The sequence below is a fragment of the Bacteroides sp. 2201st1_D9_2201SCRN_220225 genome (assembly GCF_040928965.1).
GTDB classification, from domain to species: domain Bacteria; phylum Bacteroidota; class Bacteroidia; order Bacteroidales; family Bacteroidaceae; genus Bacteroides; species Bacteroides stercoris.
Genome location: NZ_JBCODG010000003.1, coordinates 61,068 through 83,063, shown reverse-complemented (window position 1 = coordinate 83,063; position 21,996 = coordinate 61,068). Strand labels below are relative to the sequence as shown.

General features: G+C 44.8%; 14 protein-coding genes. All 14 read left to right on the top strand.

The window, feature by feature from the left end; all coding sequences use genetic code 11:
- Window positions 1-70 precede the first annotated feature (70 nt).
- The 14 genes from AB5903_RS01465 to AB5903_RS01400 all read left to right on the top strand — a co-directional run bounded on the left by AB5903_RS01465 (window position 71) and on the right by AB5903_RS01400 (window position 21,987).
- Window positions 71-1,216 carry a FecR family protein gene (locus AB5903_RS01465; RefSeq protein WP_117857678.1) on the top strand — a complete coding sequence of 382 codons (1,146 nt, stop codon included), beginning with the start codon at window positions 71-73 and terminating at the stop codon, window positions 1,214-1,216.
- 158 nt (window positions 1,217-1,374) lie between these two features.
- A complete protein-coding gene (locus AB5903_RS01460; protein ID WP_005658228.1) occupies window positions 1,375-4,959 on the top strand; it encodes a SusC/RagA family TonB-linked outer membrane protein in 3,585 nt (1,194 codons plus the stop codon).
- A 21-nt stretch (window positions 4,960-4,980) separates the two neighbouring features.
- Window positions 4,981-6,555, top strand: coding sequence for a RagB/SusD family nutrient uptake outer membrane protein (locus tag AB5903_RS01455; RefSeq protein ID WP_016661607.1), 1,575 nt, complete (start codon window positions 4,981-4,983; stop codon window positions 6,553-6,555).
- A 28-nt stretch (window positions 6,556-6,583) separates the two neighbouring features.
- Window positions 6,584-7,465 carry a putative zinc-binding metallopeptidase gene (locus AB5903_RS01450; RefSeq protein WP_005658224.1) on the top strand — a complete coding sequence of 294 codons (882 nt, stop codon included), beginning with the start codon at window positions 6,584-6,586 and terminating at the stop codon, window positions 7,463-7,465.
- A 12-nt stretch (window positions 7,466-7,477) separates the two neighbouring features.
- Window positions 7,478-8,773 carry a DUF4302 domain-containing protein gene (locus tag AB5903_RS01445; RefSeq protein WP_005658222.1) on the top strand — a complete coding sequence of 432 codons (1,296 nt, stop codon included), beginning with the start codon at window positions 7,478-7,480 and terminating at the stop codon, window positions 8,771-8,773.
- A 24-nt stretch (window positions 8,774-8,797) separates the two neighbouring features.
- Window positions 8,798-10,600, top strand: coding sequence for a BACON domain-containing protein (locus AB5903_RS01440; protein ID WP_005658220.1), 1,803 nt, complete (start codon window positions 8,798-8,800; stop codon window positions 10,598-10,600).
- Between the two features lie 23 nt (window positions 10,601-10,623).
- A complete protein-coding gene (locus AB5903_RS01435; RefSeq protein WP_005658218.1) occupies window positions 10,624-12,513 on the top strand; it encodes a hypothetical protein in 1,890 nt (629 codons plus the stop codon).
- 55 nt (window positions 12,514-12,568) lie between these two features.
- A complete protein-coding gene (locus tag AB5903_RS01430) occupies window positions 12,569-14,014 on the top strand; it encodes a clostripain-related cysteine peptidase (protein ID WP_231292998.1) in 1,446 nt (481 codons plus the stop codon).
- A 629-nt stretch (window positions 14,015-14,643) separates the two neighbouring features.
- Window positions 14,644-15,663, top strand: coding sequence for a branched-chain amino acid aminotransferase (locus tag AB5903_RS01425; protein ID WP_005658213.1), 1,020 nt, complete (start codon window positions 14,644-14,646; stop codon window positions 15,661-15,663).
- 3 nt (window positions 15,664-15,666) lie between these two features.
- Window positions 15,667-16,473 (top strand): MBL fold metallo-hydrolase, encoded by an 807-nt coding sequence (locus AB5903_RS01420; RefSeq protein WP_272710524.1) that lies wholly within the window; start codon window positions 15,667-15,669, stop codon window positions 16,471-16,473.
- Window positions 16,474-16,482: 9 nt separating this feature from the next.
- Window positions 16,483-17,241, top strand: a complete 759-nt coding sequence (trmB, locus tag AB5903_RS01415) for a tRNA (guanosine(46)-N7)-methyltransferase TrmB (protein ID WP_016661605.1) — start codon at window positions 16,483-16,485, stop codon at window positions 17,239-17,241.
- A gap of 103 nt (window positions 17,242-17,344) precedes the next feature.
- Window positions 17,345-19,018: an RNA-binding domain-containing protein gene (locus AB5903_RS01410; RefSeq protein WP_016661604.1), complete on the top strand. Its 1,674-nt coding sequence runs from the start codon at window positions 17,345-17,347 to the stop codon at window positions 19,016-19,018.
- A 267-nt stretch (window positions 19,019-19,285) separates the two neighbouring features.
- On the top strand, window positions 19,286-20,386 hold the full coding sequence (locus AB5903_RS01405; RefSeq protein WP_005658207.1) for an Mrp/NBP35 family ATP-binding protein: 1,101 nt from the start codon (window positions 19,286-19,288) through the stop codon (window positions 20,384-20,386).
- Between the two features lie 53 nt (window positions 20,387-20,439).
- Window positions 20,440-21,987, top strand: a complete 1,548-nt coding sequence (locus tag AB5903_RS01400) for a Gfo/Idh/MocA family protein (protein ID WP_368117608.1) — start codon at window positions 20,440-20,442, stop codon at window positions 21,985-21,987.
- The last annotated feature ends 9 nt before the right edge of the window (window positions 21,988-21,996 follow it).

Sequence of the window (21,996 nt, the reverse complement as noted above, 5' to 3'; positions counted from 1 at the left end):
TAGGCTAAACGGTTCAAAATAAGTTTTATAAACGCATTTATAATAAGGTATTAACTAAACTAGCGGATTTATGAGTAATCAAGATAGTACATCTGAATTTGATAAAGCACTGGATTTAATGGAGAGTTCATCCGATAGCTCTGACAAGAAATGGGAGGATTTGAAAGATGTGGAGACATTAGATGCCTGTAAGGATTTGATGGATGTCAGATATCTTTTGCATAAGTGCCAGGCTTCCGGTATGGTTGATGTGGAGGCTGAATTAGCTCGTTTGAAAGGTAGACAGAATAAGAAAAAATATCTTAAGATGTTTTGGATATGGAGCAGTTCGGTAGCAGCTATCCTGGTAGGAGCTTTTGTTTCATTTAATTATTTATTTAATATACCGGTTGCCCCGCCTAAATCTGTCACGGTATTTGCTGCGGATCCGAATGAACAGCGTATTGTTTTGGAATTAAATGACGGCAAGCAATTCTTTTTGGATGATGAGCCTAAAAAAGAAAACAAACAAGTAGAAAAACGGCGGACTCTTGATTATACTAATCTAGCGAGGAATTCCGTTCCGGTAGTGAAAAAGATGTTACAGACTCATTCTATTGTAATCCCCAGAGGCGAGACATTCAAATTGATTCTTTGTGATGGTACGGAGGTGTGGCTGAATGCCAATAGTAAATTGGTTTATCCTACAGCTTTTATAGAAAGGGAGCGTACGGTTTTTCTTGAAGGAGAAGCGTATTTTAAAGTTACAAAAGATACAAAACCTTTTATTGTAAAGACGGATTATTTGCAAACTAAGGTTCTCGGAACGGAGTTTAATGTGAAAAGTTATACAGCCGAAGACAGCCATGTAACGCTGATTAGCGGTAAGGTACAGGTTCGCAGCCATGAAAATGCACGTTTTGTGGATTTGGAACCAGGTAAAGATGCCATACTTCTTTCCAATGGGCAGTTTGAGGTGAAGGAAGTAAACAGTGAGGCCTATACTTATTGGAAAGATGGATATTTTTATTTTGATGAGTTGACTTTGGCGGATATTATGAAGTCTATTGGACGTTGGTATAATGTGAACGTTATATTTAGAAATAAAGAAGCCATGGCATATCGCATACATTTTATGTCCAATCGTCAGGGTGGTATTGAAGAAACAATTCGTTTGATGAACCGTTTAAAAAAAGTAACGTTAACACTTTGTGAGAATACGGTCTATGTTGACTAGATGGAGGCATGTTTTGTGTAATTTCTTCCATATTGTAGATGCTTTTTAGAGAAAAAGTTTCATGAATTGAAAAAAATAAGGTAAAAAGGTATCTTGTTATTCAAGTCATACGTATTATTAATAAATGAAGCTTCGCTAATATTATTAAAAATAAACGTATGAGAAGAAAGAGGTACTTATTATTTCCGCTTTTCTTTTTTCTATTTTGTCTTCCGTTCTGTGCGGAAGCTCAGGTAGGTGAGAAGAAACTTACAGTAGAGTTTAAGAATGAAGAGTTGTCTTCTGTATTTAAACAGTTGAGCAAAATTTCAGGTTATAAAATCCTTTTTACGTATGATGATGTGAAGTCATATACGTATAGCGGTGCCATCAAGGATAAGAATATCCGGGAAATTTTGGATATTGTGCTTTCTGGTAAGAAACTTGAGTATACTATCGATAAGGAGTTTATTACCATTACAACAAAAGGTCCTTCCAAACAGGCTAAAGTGTATACGGTAAACGGCGTTGTGCTGTCTGCCGATGACGGTGAGCCGCTTATTGGAGCTACCGTTATGGTGAAAGGTACTTCTACGGGTGTGCTGACAGACATAGACGGTAAGTTTACATTGCCTAATGTTTCCAGTCGTTCCAAGTTGGAGTTTTCTTATGTCGGTATGCTTCCTCAGTCGCTTTCTCCTTCGCCGACTATGAAAGTGACTCTCCAATCGGATGTACAGACGCTGTCCGAAGTTGTTGTGACGGGTATGCAGCGTATGGATAAACGTATGTTTACCGGTGCTACCGACCAGTTGAAAGCAGAAAACATCAAAATGGATGGTATGGCAGATATCAGTCGCGGTCTGGAAGGACGTTCGGCAGGTGTATCTGTGCAAAATGTATCTGGTACTTTCGGTACGGCGCCTAAGATTCGTGTGCGTGGTGCAACTTCCATTTACGGAAGTTCCAAGCCGCTGTGGGTGGTAGATGGTGTTATCATGGAAGATGTAGCTGAGATAGGTGCTGACGATCTGTCCTCAGGTGATGCTGAGACTCTGATCAGTTCAGCTATTGCCGGTTTGAATGCCGATGATATTGAGAGTTTTCAAATTCTAAAAGATGGTTCGGCTACCTCCATTTATGGTGCACGTGCTATGGCAGGGGTGATTGTGGTAACTACCAAAAAAGGTAAATCAGGTACGAACAAAATCAGTTATACAGGTGAGTTTACCATGCGCATGAAACCCAGTTATAGCAATTTCAACATCATGAACTCTCAAGAGCAAATGGATGTATACAAGAATATGGAGCAAAACGGTTCCCTGAGTTTTGTTGATTCTTATCGTGCTTCGCAGAGTGGTGTCTATGGTAAAATGTATCATCTCATTAATCAATATTCGGCAACAGGCGGTGTATTTGGTTTAGCCAATACGCCTGAAGCACGGGGGGCTTATCTGAAGCAGGCCGAGTTCCGTAATACCGACTGGTTCGACCTGTTGTTCAGCAATAGTATCTCACAAAATCATGCTGTGAGTATGGCTACCGGTACAGACAAGGCTTCTTATTATACTTCCATCAGTGTGATGAACGACCCGGGATGGACTAAGAGGAGCAAAGTGCAACGTTATACGGCTAACATTAATTCTACGTATAATATCTTCAAAAACCTTACACTTAACCTTATCGGGAATGCATCTTTTCGCAAGCAGCAGGCTCCCGGTACTCTTGGTTCGCAAGCTGATCCCGTAAGTGGTGAGGTGAAACGTGACTTCGACATCAATCCTTACTCATTTGCGCTGAATACTTCGCGCACATTGGATCCCAATGAATACTACGTACGTAACTATGCACCGTTTAATATTTTCCACGAGCTGGATAACAACTACATGGATTTAAAAGTTACTGATATGCGATTCCAGGGTGAAATGAAATGGAAGCCTATTCAAAAGGTAGAATTGAGCATATTGGGGGCTTACAAGTACTCATCTACTACCCAAAACCATTATGTGAAAGATTATTCTAATCAGGCATGGGCTTATAGGGCTATGGATGACGCTACCATGCAGCAAGCCAATCCGTGGCTCTATACCGATCCTGACAAAATCAATACTCTACCGGAATCGGTACTGCCCGTAGGCGGTTTCTATCGCGATACGAAATATACTATGTCGAGCTATGACTTGCGTAGTACCGTCAGTTACAATGATGTATTCAACGAAAATCATATCGTAAACTTTTTCGGTGGTATGGAACTAAATGCCACAGACCGCAGCAAAGTGTGGTTTAACGGTGCAGGTATGCAGTATGGCATGGGTATGCTTTCCAGTTACGACTATTTGTTCTTCAAGCAAGGCAACGAGGAAAATACACCTTATAATACTGTTGACGAAACCAAAGCACGCCAAGTGGCTTTTTTCGCTACCGGCACTTATTCATGGAAGGGACGCTATACCGTGAACGGTACAGTGCGTTACGAAGGTTCCAACAAACTAGGTAAAAGCCGTTCGGCTCGCTGGTTGCCTACATGGAATATTTCCGGTGCTTGGAATGCGCACGAAGAAACTTGGTTCAGCAAACTGAATTCCATATTATCTAACTTGACGCTGAAAGCAAGTTACTCGCTGACTGCCGACCGTGGTCCTGCCTTTGTGAGTAACTCGCTGGCAATGGTGAGCAGTTATAATCCTTGGCGTCCCAATGCCGATGTCATGGAGTCGGGACTGGGCATCCTACAAGGCAAAAATTCTGAACTGACTTACGAAAAGAAACATGAACTGAATCTGGGTATCGATTTAGGTTTTCTGGATAACCGTATCAACTTCAGCATGGATTGGTACAAACGCAAGAACTATGACCTGATAGGATGGTTGAGTACTACCGGTCTGGATGGAGAAATTGGCAAGTATGCCAATGTGGCAAGCATGCGTTCGCACGGTATAGAGCTGACTCTTTCTACCCGTAACATTGCCAAGAAGGACTTCAAGTGGAACACTGACTTCATTTTCTCTAAAACCAAGAACAAGGTAACCGATTTGGAGGCATTCTCATCGGTAATGGACATGGTGAGCGGATATGGATTTGCCATGCAAGGCTATCCGGTAAGAAGTTTGTTTTCGCTCGACTTCCGTGGACTGAATGAAGAAGGTCTGCCTACTTTCATTAATGAAAATGGCGAATTGACCACAAGCAACATCAACTTCCAGGAGCGCAACAACAAATCACACCTGATTTATGAAGGTACTACAGATCCTACCATTACAGGTAGTTTGGGAAATGTATTCAGCTACAAGGGTCTGAAACTGAATGTGTTTATCACTTATTCTTTTGGCAATGTCATCCGTTTGGATCCGGTATTTAGCAACCAATATACCGACCTTGATGCTATGCCGAAAGAATTCAAGAACCGTTGGATGAGGCCGGGCGACGAGCATCGTACCAATATTCCGGTGATAGCAGATAAGTATATGAATGTGAACGACAGTTATCTGAGCCGTGCCTACAATGCTTATAATTACTCCAGCGACCGCATCGCAAAGGGTGACTTTATCCGTTTGAAAGAGATTTCGCTTTCATACGACCTGCCCAAGAAGTGGATTGAACCGTTAAAAATTTCCAATTTAGGATTGAAACTGCAGGCAACTAATTTGTTTTTGCTTTATGCAGACGACAAATTAAACGGGCAGGATCCCGAATTCTTTAACACAGGTGGTGTGGCCGTTCCCATGGCTAAACAGTTCACTTTTACCATTCGCTTAGGCATTTAATTTTTTTTAATAATGAATCACATGAAAAATAAATCATTCATAACCTTGCTATCCGTTTCATTGCTGGCATTCTCTTCTTGCAGTGATTTTTTGGATACACTGCCCGATAGCCGCACGGAAATCAACAGTACCGACAAAATATCTCCACTGTTGGTTTCGGCATACCCAACTACTCTTCCGCTGTTGATTGGCGAGTTGTCATCGGATAACGTGATGGATAACGGTGGACAATTTGATACGGACGAACTCATCGAAAAACTTTATTTGTGGGATTCTCCCAGCATTAGTAGTTACGATAGTCCCTATGCCCTTTGGGAAGGATGTTATGCTGCTATTGCTTCGGCTAATATGGCATTGGAAGGTATCGAAAACTTAGGTTCGCCTGCCAGCCTCAATCCGCAACGGGGCGAAGCTTTGGTGTGCCGCGCCTATTCCCATTTTCTATTAGCTAATGTATTCTGTATGCCTTATAATCCGAATACGGCAGGAAGTCATTTGGGAATACCCTACCGTACTCGGACCGGTGACAGCGTCTATCCGGAAAATACTGAACGAGGCAGCTTGAAGAATACGTATGAACAGATTGCTGCTGACTTGGAAGCTGGACTTCCGCTCATTAAAGATGCTGCTTATGAGGTTCCCAAGTATCACTTCAACCGTAAAGCAGCCAACGCTTTTGCTGCACGGTTTTATCTCTATTACCAAAAATGGGATAAGGTGATAGAATGTGCCAACATTGCCATCGGCAGCAATCCGGTCACAGCACTGCGTAATTGGGAGGCTGATTTCGGCGGAGTAAGTTTGGTGGACGACATCAGCAACCAATACGTGTCTGAAAAGAAACCGGCCAATCTGCTTTTAGCTGCTTTAGGGTCGCAAGTACCTATCATTACAGGTCCTTATAATACTTTGAAACGCTACGGACACGGAACCCCAATCTATACTAACGAGACTATTGACGCAGACGGTCCCTGGCATTGGAGGGGTGGACTGGTTATGAGTACTTTCATCCTCAGTGTAGTACAGAAAAATCCTTTCCCGAAACTGAAATTGTACTTTGAATACGTAGACAAGGCCAATGGCCTGTACTACCCGCACACGGTAGCAGTACCGTTTTCGGTAGATGAAACCCTACTATGCCGTGCAGAGGCTTATGTGTTGAGTGATAACCCTGACTATAGTAAGGCTTTGGAAGACATAAACTTTTGGATAGAAAGTCATAGTGCGCTGAGTAAGGACGAAGGACACGACCTGACAGAGCAAGAGGTTAATAATTTCTACAATAGCCTGCCTTATCAGCCCACTATTGTTACCAAAGACAAGGAACGCAGTGTGAAAAAGCGTCTTAACCCTGAAGGATTTACCGTAGAGCCCGGTACGGAAGAGAATCTTATCCAACTCATCTTGCAACTGCGCCGTTTGGAAACCATGCAGGAAGGACTTCGCTGGTTTGACCTGAAACGCTATGGCATAGAGTTTTCGCACAACCGTGCCGGCAACAGTCCGATTGTGCTGGGAAAAGAAGACCCGCGACGCGCCATCCAACTTCCACAAGATGTCATCACTGCCGGCATGGAACCAAATCCTAGATACTAAGTATATAATCTACTGAATACGATAACATATGAAAAAATATATAACCTATTTTCTGATGGCGGCAGCCCTTATCGGCGGTGCCACTGCTTGCAACGAAGATGACCTGACAAAGGAGAGCAGCTTCGACAACATGACTCCATACCGTACGGCATTCGATGAATGGTTGCTCGATAACTATGTCACCCCTTATAATATCGATTTTAAATATAAATTCGAATACAAGGAATCGGATACCGACTATAACTTGGCACCGGCCGAATTGTCCAAATCAGTAGCCATGGCCAAATTGGTAAAATACTTGTGGATTGATGCCTATGTAGAAGTTCAGGGAAACAACCGCGATTTTATATGTACATATGGTCCTAAGATGATTCATTTGATAGGTTCTCCGGCTTATGATAACGGAAAGATTACCTTGGGTACGGCAGAAGGCGGTTTGAAAGTAACTCTGTATAATATCAACGCTCTGAACCCGAACAGCGTGGATGTAGAGATGATGAACCGCTGGTATTTCAGTACCATGCACCATGAATTTTCACACATCTTGCATCAGACCATCGAATTTCCGCAGGACTTCTATGCTGTGTCTAGTGGAAAATATATTGGTAACGGATGGGTGAATGTCAGTGATGAAGCGGCTTTGGGCATGGGATTCATTACGGCCTACGGTGGTTCGGAAGTACATGAGGACTTTGCCGAGCTGGTAGCGAACTATGTGACCCATGATGCTGCCTGGTGGCAACAACAGTTGAAAATAGCCGATGAGGGAGCCACATTCATTAACCAAAAGATGGAAATTGTGAGAAACTACATGAATGAAGTGTGGAATATTGACTTGGACAAATTGCGCGATATTGTACAGCGCCGTTCCGAACAAGTGAAATATATTGATTTGACAGAATTAAACTAAAAGAACATATATATGAAAAAGATATATAATCTATGGATATTGGCTTTAATATTGATTGGAGCAGGAGCATGTACCTCTGAAGTGGACGATGTTTTCGACCAATCGGCCGCCAACCGCATCAACCAGTCCATCGCCGAGTATCAGGAAGTACTGCGTTCTGCCGGTAACGGATGGGTGCTGAATTACTATCCTGCCGCTACTAAGGCTTATGGGGGATACACTATGCTGATACGCTTTCATAAAGAGGGCACTGCCGATGTGTCATGCGATCTCTTCCAGCCCGATAAGGTGAGTACAGGTGCTTATGATATGGTGAATAGTGCCGGACCCATGCTGACGTTTAGTACGTACAATGAAATATTCCATTTTTTCTCAGAGCCTTCCAATGCATTGGGTATAGGCGAAGATGGTATGGGTATGGAGGGAGACAGTGACTTTCTTATCTTGTCCTGTACCTCTGACGAAGTGGTGTTGAAGGGTAAGAAGACCGGTAACAAAATGATAATGCATCCGCTGCCGGAGAATGTAGCTTGGGAAGATTACTTGCAAAGCGTTAAACAGATTACCAATGAGGCTTATCCGGCCGCTTATGAGGTGGTGATAGACGGAGTGATACAATACACAGTGACACAGCGTTATCGCAAATTTATCTTGGAAAATGCCGATGGCAGCCAGGTAAATCTGCCTTTTCACTATACACCGGAAGGTATCAGTTTCGATGAACCGTTGTCGCTAGCTACCTTGGATGTGAAAGAGTTGCGCTGGGAACAGGGTAGCATGAGCTTCACAGACGATAAAGTAACTATACGTGCCAGAGAATTGCCCAAAACTTACTCCCGCTATGAGAAATACATCGGTGAATACTTTTTTGTGTATTACCAAGGAAATACCATGCTACCTGTAACACTGGAAGAAGAATTGTTCAATGAAAGTTATCTTATGAAAGGATTGCCGTTTGATATGCGCATACGCTACAATGCAGTGGCCGGTAGTATCAGTCTGGAATACCAAATGTTGCCTGATGGCATTGTCTTAGTACCATGGACTTTGCAGGGAGGAGGATATTTGAGCCAGACACAGGGTGTTGGTATGGAAGGTTACATGGAGGAAAAAGCAGCGCCCAACCCTGGAGATAGCCATTTGGAAGATGTAACCCAAACCGTCATCTTGCAGGATAACGGTATGTGGGGCAAGTTTTTGTGCGACTCTTTTGTGGCAATAGACAATAACACAGGTAAGGATGTCCTGCAATTGGCTTATGTGACAGGATTCTTTCGTACATTTACACAGCAAGCGGCTTCCAAATAACAAACATTAAAAAAAGAAGTGAATATGAAAAAGAATATCATCTATCTACTCATCGCAGGATGCTCTTTGTTCTTAGGTGCCTGCAACGATGACGATACCCAATATCTGCCACCGGTAGAACTGCAAATAACGTCTTCTACGGTTGATTTCAAATCTGTTGGTGGTGATGGAACCATTGAGGTGGGCAACGCTGATCCTACTCTGACGGCTACTTCCAATGAAGAATGGTGTACCATCAAGGCGTGCAGTAATGGAGTGGTAAGCTTCTACATAGCTCCCAACGACGAAATGGAAACCCGTACAGCCACCATCTCACTGGTCATGGGCGAATCGTCTGCCAAGATAGGCATCACACAGATGGGTATCATTACAAACTATAAGACTGACGATTTTTTCTCTTTTGCCGAAAACAAGGCTTTCAAACAGTTTATCCGTTTTGAAAGTGAAATGCCGATAACGGTGAGCATCAGTGAAGAAGCCCAAACCTGGTTGAGTTACGAAGAAGCAGAGAATGGGTATTACATCTTGGCTGATGAGAACACAGAAAGTCTGGAAAGATTGGGTAAAGTGACGCTGGAATCCGGTAGTTTGGCTAAAGAGTATAGCTTTATGCAGTATTCCAGGAGTTCTTACAACCGTTCTTGGATAGCTGATTTTAAGAATAGGGACGGATTTGCCACACAGGATGAAGTAAGTGTTATAGCCGAGAGTAATGAGGTAACTGTTTCATTCAAGAATGCAGAACTTACTTTCAAAGGAGTCCTTAAAGACGGTGTGCTCAACGTGCCTTGCGGACAATTTCTGAAGACAGCTAATGGCTTTAAACTCTACTTGGGCGTAATCTTTGAAAACGATCAATGGGGATTGAATCCGGATATAAGCTTTACGTTAGCCCCCAGCGCACTGGAAAACGGGGATTGGGTCTTGACTCCGCAAATGGACCAGAAAATCGGATTAAAAATCAAGAGTATAGCCATAGCTGCTATGGATGAGAATGACGAATTGGCGGGAGCCATGGATCTGCTGCAAGAATTGATGCTGAAACCCAACGGGGAAGCGCAAGAGATAGTCAAGACGTATAACGTTGCATTTACCTCGGCCGAGGGTTCCAATTATGGGCGTACTGATGATATCACGTTCAGTGACGGGAACTACACACTTGCACTTGAGATTTATGGTGAAGATTATAAATATACCAAAAGCGGTACTTATGTGGTAGGGGCGGAAGATGGATACTGCATTGATACGAATATCGATTACACATACTTTATGAAAGGAGAAGAAAAGATAGGTATCCAATCTGGTGCAATGAAATTGAATGCTAATACGGAAACCCAAAAGTATGAAATCAGCATGGAATTCATACTGGAGGATGGCAGCAAAGTAAATGCTACGTATGAGGGGGAAATATCAGGAAAAGGATTTGCCATTTTCGATGAACTGCAAATTCAGGTTAATAGTATAGAACAACTGAAACGCATACTTCCTAACGGCGCAGTAGATGGACAATTCTATCTCAAGGCTGCATTCAATAATTGGGATACAGAAATAACCCTTGATTTGCGTGCAGCTGTGGGGGAGAAGGTTCTTCCCGCCGGAACTTATAACGTCGGTAACGATGGCGCTGTCGGAACGTTGGACAGCAAATTCAGTGAAATCTCAGTCTATTCGTATGGTTTCACTACCCGTAAATTTAAATCAGGCAAGGTGGAAGTCGACAAATCCGGTGAAGCATATACCTTTAAGATAGACCTTACTGATACGGAAGGACAGCGTTATGTATGTACTTTCACTTCTAAGGTTACCGATATGGATAATCCCCAATAAATCACATTAAAAAGACGTTTGTTATGAATAAACTAACATATTATATTTTATCAGCCATTCTATCGGTATTGTTTTTCTCATCATGTTCCGATGATGAAAAGGCAGTTCCGGCGGCTGCTACCCTGAACGCCATCAAAGCTACCAGTCATTCATTGGAGTTCTCACTCACACCCCAACATGCAGACCAATGTGCTTGGATGTGCTATAAAAAAGGCGAGACGGCTCCTACAGCGGAGGATATTCTTAACGAAGGCATACTGGCCGATAACTCCGAGACAAGTATCCAACGGGCTATTGCCTTAGAGGCGGAAACTTGTTACATCATTCAGGCAGCTGTTGTGAGTCAAGGACGCTATTTACTTTCCGAGGCTCTTGAAATGAAGACACAACCGGTTTATGAAAATGATGTACCTGTAGTGAAACTGAAATTATTGGAAAAGGCAAGTTACCGTACCGACAATGAGCCTGGAAACGGTAACTATGTTATTCGCCTGGCCTCTGGGGAAATAGGAAAAGACGACTTACCGACCAATATTGGAGACTATCTGGTTCGCCTGGATCTTTATAATGTAGCCGATAGCGACCCTTGGAACGCTACTCTGCCGGCGGGAGAATATCATGCAGGAGAAGAGACGGCACAAATAGGTTGTTGGGATGTGGAAACAACCAATGTATTTACCCGTATTTCATCCGACCCTGCCAATGGAGTGGTTTACAGCTACGTCACAGGAGGAACCGTACTTGTTCAGCGTAAAGGTGACACCTATACCATTGATATGGATATCGTCATGGAAGACGGAGAGCCTTTCCGAGGACACTTCAAAGGTGATATTATCTTTGAAAAATATGAGCCGGAAACACCACAGGGCACTTACCAGCCTTTTACGGAAGATCAAGAGGTGTCTTTCACTTTAGCCAAAGGAAGATATTACGGCAACTGGTTCTGTCCGCATGCCGATGATATGCTGTTGCAATTCTATCATGGAAACTTCAATGAAAACGAGGTACTGACCAATGGCTATTATTTGCAATTGTCAAGCTGTTATATGCATAAATTGTTAGATTACAATATGGAAAATCCTCCACTGGAAGAAGGTACTTACCAAGTGTCTATCTTTGGAGGAAGTGCACAGGGATATATGCAAATCCCCATGACTATCAACAAAGGCCAAATTTCCGACATAAACGGGCAATATTATCCTACGGGCTCTTATTTGGAGAAAGTCGATTCCAGAACAGGCAAGAGATATATTGCCTTCCTGAACAGTGGAACCATGACCGTGACACGAAGCGGTGAAAATTATGATATTGCATTCAATTTCCAAAGTGCAGACGGTCTGAACATAACATGCAATTTCAGCGGGGCATTGCCTATGGGTAATTTTAACGACAATGACAATACGAAGCCTGCCAGCCCGATGAGCACTTTGAAGAACAATGTCACATTGGCTCTGCCCGAAGAACTGACAGAGATAGAAGCTTATTATTTGGGAGAATACCTCTATCCCGGATTGAGTTCTTGGCAAATAAATTTCTATAAAGATAAAGACGAAGAAGGGAAAGAGATAAAGTCAGAGATGATTACCATCGAATTCTTTACTGATGCGAATAAAGGAGCCACACTTCAGGAAGGGGTCTACACCATAGAACATAAGTTTGAACCTATGTATGCGCTTCCCGGATACATGATGTTCAACAAAGCAGATATCTTGTATACCTGGTATGGAGATAAGCGCAGTGATGATGAGACAGGGGCTACAGATATATTGGCTCCTATCAAGAGTGGTACAATGACTGTAAGTAAAGAAAACGACGGTTATAAATTCGTATTCGACTTCCGGGATGATGCGGGATACGAAATAACAGGAGAATGGAAAGGTACGGTGAACGTGGTGGATAATTTTAATCCTTAAACTTCCCGCAACAGACAATTTAACGATAATTTATTAAAATATAAAGATTATGAACATGAAACGAACCTTATACCAATGGGGTGCAGGTATTTTCTTCTGCTTGTCTGCTCTCACTGCCTGTTCGGATGATGACACTCCGATGGAAGAAACCATATTGCCTCCAACACCTACCGTGACACTCACGGCCGGCGAGACCGGTTACACCACTGTAAACATTACGTTGGAATCGACCAATGCCTTGCGCTGTGCTTATTTGGTAATGGAAGAAAACGAAATCATGCCCGATGCACAGGAAGTGCTGGACAAAGGTATTGTGACCACTGCCAACAAGCCGATGGATATCTTGATAGAAGAACTGGATGCCAACACGCAATATGTGGTATTGGCTGCTGCCAAAGGAGAGGAAGAAAACGTGCTTGCTAGTGTAAAGATTGCAACAAAGGCTTTCTCTGTGCCCGACAAGAAGCATACGCTTATTTTCTATTACATGGGTGACAATACCGGATTGGAAACGGAAATGGAGGCCAACCTGCGCGTTATTCAGGGAGCTGCCGGGCACCTGATACGTCTGTCCGACAAAAATCAGGTAGCTGTATTCTACGATAATGGCAAACGGTCTACATTGACCAAACTGGTCATCAATGAGGAGAATAACCGGACATCGCATCAGATTATCGAAGAATATACTCAGTCTGATCTTTCTACAGACCCCGTATTCATGAAGAATGTTTTGCAAAAGGTGATGGAGGAAATGCCTGCTGACAGCTACGGATTAGTACTCTCCAGCCATGGTAGCGGCTGGGTGCCCAGTTCTATTTTCGACAAGCATGTCATGGCACCCAGCACCCGGTTTATCGGACAGGACGGTACTCAATACATGGAAATTCCTGCTTTGGCACAGGCGTTTGAAGGACTGAAATTCGAGTACTTGTTATTCGATGCCTGCTTCATGTCGTCTATAGAAGCGCTTTATGATCTGCGAAATGTAACCGATTATTTAATAGCTTCACCGACAGAGGTGCTGGCCGATGGATTCCCATATAAGGAAATCGTATCGCAGCTCTTCCAAAAAGATTTGAAAGGCGCTTGCGAATCATTTATGAATAAATACAGACAAACGTCGGGTACTGTCGCACTGGTACAAAGCAATAAATTGGAAGCTTTGGCCGCTGCTGTGAAAAACGTGGTAACTGCAGTAGGAAACAAGCAAGTGGATTTGACTGCCATTCAAGGTTATGAAGGGCTTAATCCACACCTGTTTTATGACTTGGAGCAGTATATTGAAGCACTGACCAATGACACTGATGCCTTTAAAGCGGCATTGAAAGAAGCTGTGATTTTTACAGACCACACTCCACAATTCTACAGTGCTTATAGTCAGCAACCCATCGGGCTGTCTCGCAGTTGCGGACTCAGTTGCTTTATTGACAGCCACTTGTTTCCTGATACTCAAAAAGCTTGGCTGGACACTGAATGGGCGAAAGCGATAGGTGCACGATAATCTTGTTGTCAAGGAATTATCCAAATAAATGAAAGTGTGAATAAACTCTTTTTTAGGAATATTTTTTATATCATCTGTAAATTTGTGAAAACAAGCATTTGGTAATTTAATTCTCTCTAACAAGGATAAAGGCCGCTACCGACAGTTATTGGGTAGCGGTCTTTTTTATGTCGTCTTCCACACCGTTTAATTCTTGTTGCTGCTTCCTATACAAAGTTTGAAAAACGAAAAACATCTGTCACACTGTTATGTTCCACAAGGAAAGGGTGGCCCGATAGCTTTTCCTTTTGTGTAAAATGGAGATTCTCAGTGTATTTGGGCGCTTTCCAGTAAATAGAGAAAGTTTCATGCGGAAAAACGAATAGTTTATCCTAAGTAAACTATTCGTTTCACCGCATTAAACTATCAGTTTACTTAGGGTAAACTTAGGGTATTCCTAAGGGAAACAGATAGTTCCAACCAATGAAAATCTGGCTGCTTATCTTTTTATCATAGTTGGCATGTAATGGAAACAACGTATCGCCACTCTTAGGTTGTAAAAAAACAGTGCTTCTTTAGGAAATATGAAGAATAACCATTACTTTTGTTACAAATAGATAGTCTTGAAATTAAATTAATACGAGCGAGATATGAAAGAACTGGATTGGGCTAATCTGCCGTTCGGCTATATGAAGACAGATTACAATGTGAGAATTTACTATCGTAACGAACAGTGGGGCGCATTGGAAGTATGCAGCGAGGAAACCATTCCTATGCACATGGCAGCCACTTGTCTGCACTATGGTCAGGAAGCGTTCGAGGGTTTGAAGGCTTTCCGGGGCAAAGACGGCAAGGTACGTATTTTCCGTTTGGAAGAGAATGCGGCGCGTTTGCAGTCTACCTGCCGTGGCATCCTGATGCCTGAGTTGCCGACAGAACGCTTTAAAGAGGCTATTCTTAAGGTTGTGAAGCTGAATGAGCGTTTCATTCCGCCTTACGAATCGGGAGCTTCCCTGTATATCCGTCCGTTGCTGGTGGGTACGGGAGCACAGGTAGGCGTACATCCGGCAAAGGAATACCTGTTTGTCGTGTTTGTAACGCCGGTAGGTCCTTACTTCAAGGGCGGGTTCTCCACCAATCCGTACGTTATTATCCGCGAATACGACCGTGCCGCACCTTTGGGCACAGGTGTCTACAAGGTGGGCGGCAATTACGCAGCCAGCTTGCGCGCCAATAAGAAAGCGCACGATTTGGGCTATGCCTGCGAGTTCTATCTGGATGCCAAGGAAAAGAAATACATCGACGAGTGCGGTGCTGCCAACTTCTTCGGTATCAAGGACAATACGTATATCACTCCGAAATCCACTTCCATTCTTCCGTCCATCACCAACAAGAGCCTGATGCAACTGGCCGAGGATATGGGCATGAAAGTAGAACGCCGTCCGGTTCCGGAAGAAGAGCTGCTTACTTTCGAGGAAGCGGGCGCTTGCGGCACGGCTGCCGTTATCAGTCCGATAGAGCGCATCGACGATGTGGAGAACGGTAAGTCGTACGTGATTGCCAAAGACGGAAAACCGGGACCTGTCTGCACGAAGCTGTACAACAAATTGCGTGCTATCCAATACGGTGACGAGCCCGATACGCACGGTTGGGTAACTGTCGTGGAATAACGCATGAGCATAAAGATTACAACCCTTGTGGAAAATTCGGTTTACGGCAAGGGACTACAGGGAGAGCACGGGCTTTCCCTGCTTGTTGATACGGGTGAGCATCGTCTGCTGTTCGATACCGGAGCTTCCGACCTTTTCATACGCAATGCCCGGATACTTGGGATTGATTTGAAGGAGGTGGATTTCCTGGTACTGTCGCACGGACATCGCGACCACACCGGAGGACTGCATCACTTTCTTGCCGTGAACGACAAGGCACAGGTTGTTTGCAAGAGAGAACTCTTCCAACCGAAGTTCAAGGATGAACGGGAAAACGGAGTGATGCAGCCCGATGCTTTGGACAGCACCCGTTTCCGTTTTGTGGATGAGGTTACTGAATTGTGCCGCGGCGTGTTTGTCTTTCCGCAGTTGCCTGTTACGGATGAGGAAGATACGCATTTTGAACACTTCTTCACGTGGGCGGAAGGGCGGAAACAGGCCGATACCTTTACGGACGAACTGGCGCTGGCATTGAAACAGGACGCTGAAGTGTCCGTGCTGAGTGCCTGCTCGCACCGGGGCATTACGAATATTATCCGTGCAGTGCAGGAATATTTTCCGCAGACCTCGCTGAAACTGGTATTGGGCGGTTTCCATATCCGTAATACCGAGAAAGAGAAATTTGATGTGATAGCTCGTTTCCTTGAAAGCCATTTGCCGCAGCGGCTGGGCGTTTGTCATTGTACGGGCATTGATAAATACGCATTGTTTCACCAATGCTTTGCCGACCGTACTTTTTATAATTATACCGGTCGGGTAGAAACACTTTAATACATACGAATGGGAAAGAATAAGTTAGAGAAGTTTGCCGATATGGCGAGTTATCCGCACGTGTTTGAATATCCGTACTCGGCGGTAGACAACGTGCCGTTTGAGATGAAGGGCAACTGGCATCAACAGTTTTTCAAGAATGATAATCCGATTGTGCTGGAGCTGGGCTGCGGCCGTGGAGAGTACACGGTGGGACTGGGACGCATGTTTCCCGACAAGAATTTCATTGGCGTAGATATCAAAGGGGCGCGCATGTGGACGGGAGCTACCGAGTCCTTGCAGTCGGGCATGAAGAATGTTGCCTTCCTGCGTACCAACATCGAAATCATAGACCGCTTCTTCGCTCCGGGCGAAGTGAGCGAGATATGGCTCACGTTCTCCGACCCGCAGATGAAGAAAGCCACCAAACGCCTTACGTCTACCTATTTCATGGAACGCTACCGCAAGTTCCTGAAAGACGGCGGCACTATCCATGTAAAGACCGACAGCAACTTCATGTTCACCTACACCAAATACATGATAGAGAAGAACGGGCTTCCCGTAGAGTTCATCACCGACGACCTCTACCACTCCGGACTGGTGGATGATATTCTCGGCATCCGCACCTATTACGAACAGCAGTGGCTGGACCGCGGCCTGACCATAAAATACGTCAAGTTCCGGCTTCCTCAGTGCGGAGAGTTGCAGGAACCCGATGTCGAGATAGAATTGGACGAGTACCGCAGCTACAACCGCAGCAAGCGCAGCAGTCTCCAGACCGGCAAATAAACAATGGTTGTCGAGCCTGCTATGGGTTTTAATCCAAACATGAGAGCTGAAAGTATAGCAAAAATGATTGATTCTGAAATTCTTCATCTGGATCTTAATTATTATGACTTCACAAGAACTTCAACAATATCTGCTTCGTGAGTTTCCACAAGAGAATGCTCGTTGTGAGTGGAAAGAGATGAAGAATCTCAAAAACTTATTTGCAGGAGACGAAAAGAATGATGTAATATCGTATGTTGCAGCCATAGCCAATATGGAAGGAGGGCATCTTGTAATTGGCGTGCAGGATAAGACTTTGGAGATTGTGGGCACGGACCTTTCCAAATTTAATTTGAACGCGCAATCTGCCGTGTGGAAACTATTGGAACATTGCACTAACTTGTCGTCTGAGGGGTTAAGTATAGATGAATACACAACAGAGGATAGCCATAAGACGGTATGGATAATCCATATACCGAAACATTTGCCCCGCCGCCCGGTGTATGCCCATAAGAAGGCATGGCAGCGGGTGGAAGATTCATTGGTGGAAATGACACAGGAACGGCTTGCGGCAATCCTTGAAGAACCTGTTTTTGAGGCAAAAGACTGGTCGGCGGAGATTGTTCCAAATGCGGTATTGACAGATTTAGACGAATTGGCGGTAGCCAAAGCCCGTGTAATGTTCAAGAAAGTACATGCCTCTAAGATTCCGGCGGAAGAAATAGATGCTTGGACAGTGGAAGAATTGTTGTCGAATAGCGGTATAATGATAGACGGAAAACTGACTCGTGCCGCCATTATATTGTTGGGCAAGCCTGTTTCAGTCTTCAAACTTCGCCCGGCTGTAGTTGAGGTAACTTGGACTTTGAGAGATGAACGGCAAGAAGTGGTAGATTACGAACACTTCACTGCACCGTTTATTCTTACTGTAGACCAAATTTTAAGTAAGATACGCAATCTTACAATGAGGGAACTTCCCGGAGGTACATTGTTTCCGGAAACGATGAAGCAATATGATGACTATACCATCCGTGAAGCTTTGCACAATGCCATAGCTCATCAGGATTACACATTACAGCAGCGTATTAACTTTGTTGAAAATCCCGGCTATCTTTATTACGCCAACGGTGGTAGTTTCATTCCGGGTACATTGCAAAATGTGTTGACAACCAAAGGACCTCAACGCTATTTCCGCAACGAATGCCTTTGCCGTGCTATGGTAAATTTCAATATGATTGACACCGTGAGTCGGGGTATCAAGAAGATGTTCAATGAGCAATGGAAGCGTCATTTCCCAATGCCGGATTATGAGATAGATGCACTCAATAAGGAAGTTGGAGTAAAAATATATGGCAATACAATTAATGAGAAATATACTGAATTGCTCAAAGAAAACAATACTCTTACATTGGGGGACTGCATATTATTGGATGCAGTGCAGAAAAGGCATCGTATTTCTGAAAAAGATGTGGTTGCTCTATTGAATAGGGGACTATTGGAGGGTGATACTTCAGAGTATAACATATCACTTGATATTGCTAAAAAGACAAGGCAATTGCCGTATTATACCCATAACAGAGGATTGGATAAAGCTAAGTTACAACATATGATTTTGCAGTATCTCCAAAATGCGGGTTCGGTCGGAGCTAAACGGGATGCTATATTCGATTATCTGAGAGATGTTCTTCCCAGAAATAAGACCTCGGAACAGCAGGAACGAATGGTTGGAAATATCCTTGCAGAGATGAAAGAGGCGGAAATAGTTATAGTCAAGGGTAGAATATGGTATGTAAAATAGTCTTAAGTCTCGTTTTTCGACTAAATATGGCGAATTATGACTATTTACGACTAAATAGAACCGATTACGACTAAAAAGTAGATAAACTCTTTGTCTGACTAAAGAATTTATTTACTTTTGTGACAGAGTTATTTGACAGCATTGCACTGCAAATCGCTGGAATTCGCAGGTTGCTAATTCGTTACTACTACTACTCAAATGCTCAGTTGAATATTTATTTCTCAAACGGTTATCTCAAACCGTTGAAAATTTAAAATAGTAAATAACATGACTCTTTATCCTAAATTAATCCTCGATGCACTGGCAACGGTGCGTTATCCCGGCAACAAGAAGAACCTCGTTGAGGCCGAAATGGTTGCCGACAATCTGCGTATCGACGGGATGAAGGTCAGTTTCTCGCTTATCTTCGAGAAGCCGACCGACCCCTTTATGAAGTCCATGGTGAAAGCTGCCGAGACGGCGATACATACTTACGTTTCACCGGAAGTGGAAGTGACGATTGCCACGGAAAGCCGTCAGGCGGCACGCCCGGAAGTGGGCAAACTGTTGCCGCAGGTGAAGAACATCATCGGTGTGTCTTCCGGTAAGGGCGGTGTAGGCAAGTCCACCGTATCGGCAAATCTGGCCGTGTCCCTTGCCAAACTGGGGTATAAGGTAGGTTTGCTGGATGCCGACATCTTCGGTCCGTCCATGCCCAAGATGTTCCAGGTGGAAGATGCACGTCCGTATGCAGAGAACATCGGCGGCCGTGATTTGATTATCCCTATCGAGAAGTATGGTATCAAGCTGCTGTCTATCGGTTTCTTCGTAGACCCCGACCAGGCTACCCTGTGGCGCGGCGGTATGGCAAGCAATGCCCTGAAACAGTTGATTGCCGATGCCGACTGGGGCGAACTGGATTATTTCCTGATAGACCTTCCGCCCGGAACCAGCGACATTCACCTCACCGTAGTGCAGACGCTTGCCATGACCGGAGCTATTGTTGTCAGCACGCCGCAGGCGGTGGCTCTGGCCGATGCCCGCAAAGGTATCAACATGTTTACGAATGATAAGGTGAACGTGCCTATCCTTGGTCTGGTAGAGAACATGGCGTGGTTTACGCCTGCCGAACTGCCGGAGAACAAGTACTACATCTTCGGTAAGGAAGGCGCCAAGCAGCTTGCGGAGCAGATGAACGTTCCTCTGCTGGGGCAGATTCCCATTGTGCAAAGCATCTGTGAGAGCGGTGACAAGGGTACCCCCGTCGCTTTGGACGAGAATACCGTGACCGGACGCGCGTTCCTGCAACTGGCTGCTGCTGTAGTCCGCCAGGTTGACCGCCGGAATATGGAAATGGCGCCTACCAAGATTGTGGAGACACATAAATAAATCGGAACAGCGAAAATATGTATCCGTATCGATTAACTTTAAATTTGAGAAGCATGAAGAGCTTGAAAGTATTATTATTGGGCGCATGTGTCGCATTATGCGCCTGTTCTTCACCGACATCCACTGTGCAGACAAACGACAAAGGAACTCAGTGGCAGTGGGAGAATGGAACGATTGTCGTTGAAACTCCCCAGCGTCCGGCAGACCGGAAAAGCGTGATAGGTCTGGCACTGCCTAAAATGGAGGTGGTGCGCGTGGGTTTCGTAGGTTTGGGAATGCGTGGCCCCGGAGCTGTGGAGCGGTTTACCCATATCCCCGGTACGCAGATCGTGGCGCTTTGCGATTACGAACAAGGACGTGCCGAGGCGTGCCAGAAATATCTGAAGCAGGCGTCCTTGCCCAAAGCAGCCGTATATTCCGGTGAAAAGGGGTATGAGGAACTCTGCAAGCGCGATGATATAGATTTGGTGTATATCGCCACCGACTGGCTGCATCACTTCCCCGTGGCGATGTGCGCTATGGAGAACGGCAAGAACGTAGCCATCGAAGTGCCCTCCGCCATGAATCTGAAAGAGTGCTGGGCTTTGGTCGACATGAGTGAAAAGACCCGCAAGCACTGTATGATTCTGGAGAACTGCTGCTACGACTGGTTCGAGATGAATACGCTGAATATGGCGCAGCAGGGCGTATTCGGTGAGGTAATCCGTGCGCAGGGCGCGTATATCCATAACCTGAGCCCGTTCTGGAACCATTATTGGAAGAACGGCGAGGGCGACAAGCTGGGCTGGCGTCTGGATTACAACATGAAGCATCGCGGCGATGTGTATGCCACTCACGGTCTCGGCCCTGTGGCACAGGCGCTCGACATTCACCGCGGCGACCGTATGCAGACACTGGTTGCTATGGATACCAAATCGGTTGTGGGAAAGACTCTGGTCGAGGCAAGGACGGACTCTGCCTGCAATGGCTTCCGCAATGGCGACCATACCACCACGCTGATTCGTACTGCCAACGGTAAGGTGATCGAGATACAGCATAACGTGATGACTCCCCAGCCCTATAACCGTCTGTATCAGTTGACCGGTTCGAAAGGATTTGCCAATAAGTATCCCGTAGAGGGGTATGCGCTCGATGCCGACCAACTGACTGCTTCGGGTGTACAGCCTAAGGTAGATGATTTGAACTCGCACGGTTTCTTGCCGGAAGCGGAAATGGAAGCACTTGTAGCCAAATACCAGCATCCTATTTTGAAGAAATACGGTGAGATGGCAAAAGAAGTGGGCGGTCACGGCGGTATGGACTTTATCATGGATAGCCGTCTGGTTTATTGCCTGCAGAACGGTTTGCCTTTGGATATGGATGTATACGATTTGGCAGAGTGGTGCTGCCTGGCAGAGTTAGGAGAACTTTCCATGGACAATAATTGCGCTCCGGTGGCATTCCCCGACTTTACCCGTGGCGAGTGGAACGTGGTGAAAGGGTATAAGCATGCTTATGCCGCTCCCGAAGAAGAAGCCGCCGTTATGGAAAAGGCAAAGGCGTTTACTGCCAAGCTGAAAGAGCAAGGGGCTAAAGAATGGGCGCAGGCTGAAAAGAAATGATACTTTTCA

Coding starts and splice junctions, on each gene's coding strand:
- AB5903_RS01465 (WP_117857678.1), top strand. CDS start 71: ATGAGTAATCAAGATAGTACATCTGAATTTGATAAAGCACTGGATTTA.
- AB5903_RS01460 (WP_005658228.1), top strand. CDS start 1,375: ATGAGAAGAAAGAGGTACTTATTATTTCCGCTTTTCTTTTTTCTATTT.
- AB5903_RS01455 (WP_016661607.1), top strand. CDS start 4,981: ATGAAAAATAAATCATTCATAACCTTGCTATCCGTTTCATTGCTGGCA.
- AB5903_RS01450 (WP_005658224.1), top strand. CDS start 6,584: ATGAAAAAATATATAACCTATTTTCTGATGGCGGCAGCCCTTATCGGC.
- AB5903_RS01445 (WP_005658222.1), top strand. CDS start 7,478: ATGAAAAAGATATATAATCTATGGATATTGGCTTTAATATTGATTGGA.
- AB5903_RS01440 (WP_005658220.1), top strand. CDS start 8,798: ATGAAAAAGAATATCATCTATCTACTCATCGCAGGATGCTCTTTGTTC.
- AB5903_RS01435 (WP_005658218.1), top strand. CDS start 10,624: ATGAATAAACTAACATATTATATTTTATCAGCCATTCTATCGGTATTG.
- AB5903_RS01430 (WP_231292998.1), top strand. CDS start 12,569: ATGAAACGAACCTTATACCAATGGGGTGCAGGTATTTTCTTCTGCTTG.
- AB5903_RS01425 (WP_005658213.1), top strand. CDS start 14,644: ATGAAAGAACTGGATTGGGCTAATCTGCCGTTCGGCTATATGAAGACA.
- AB5903_RS01420 (WP_272710524.1), top strand. CDS start 15,667: ATGAGCATAAAGATTACAACCCTTGTGGAAAATTCGGTTTACGGCAAG.
- trmB (WP_016661605.1), top strand. CDS start 16,483: ATGGGAAAGAATAAGTTAGAGAAGTTTGCCGATATGGCGAGTTATCCG.
- AB5903_RS01410 (WP_016661604.1), top strand. CDS start 17,345: ATGACTTCACAAGAACTTCAACAATATCTGCTTCGTGAGTTTCCACAA.
- AB5903_RS01405 (WP_005658207.1), top strand. CDS start 19,286: ATGACTCTTTATCCTAAATTAATCCTCGATGCACTGGCAACGGTGCGT.
- AB5903_RS01400 (WP_368117608.1), top strand. CDS start 20,440: ATGAAGAGCTTGAAAGTATTATTATTGGGCGCATGTGTCGCATTATGC.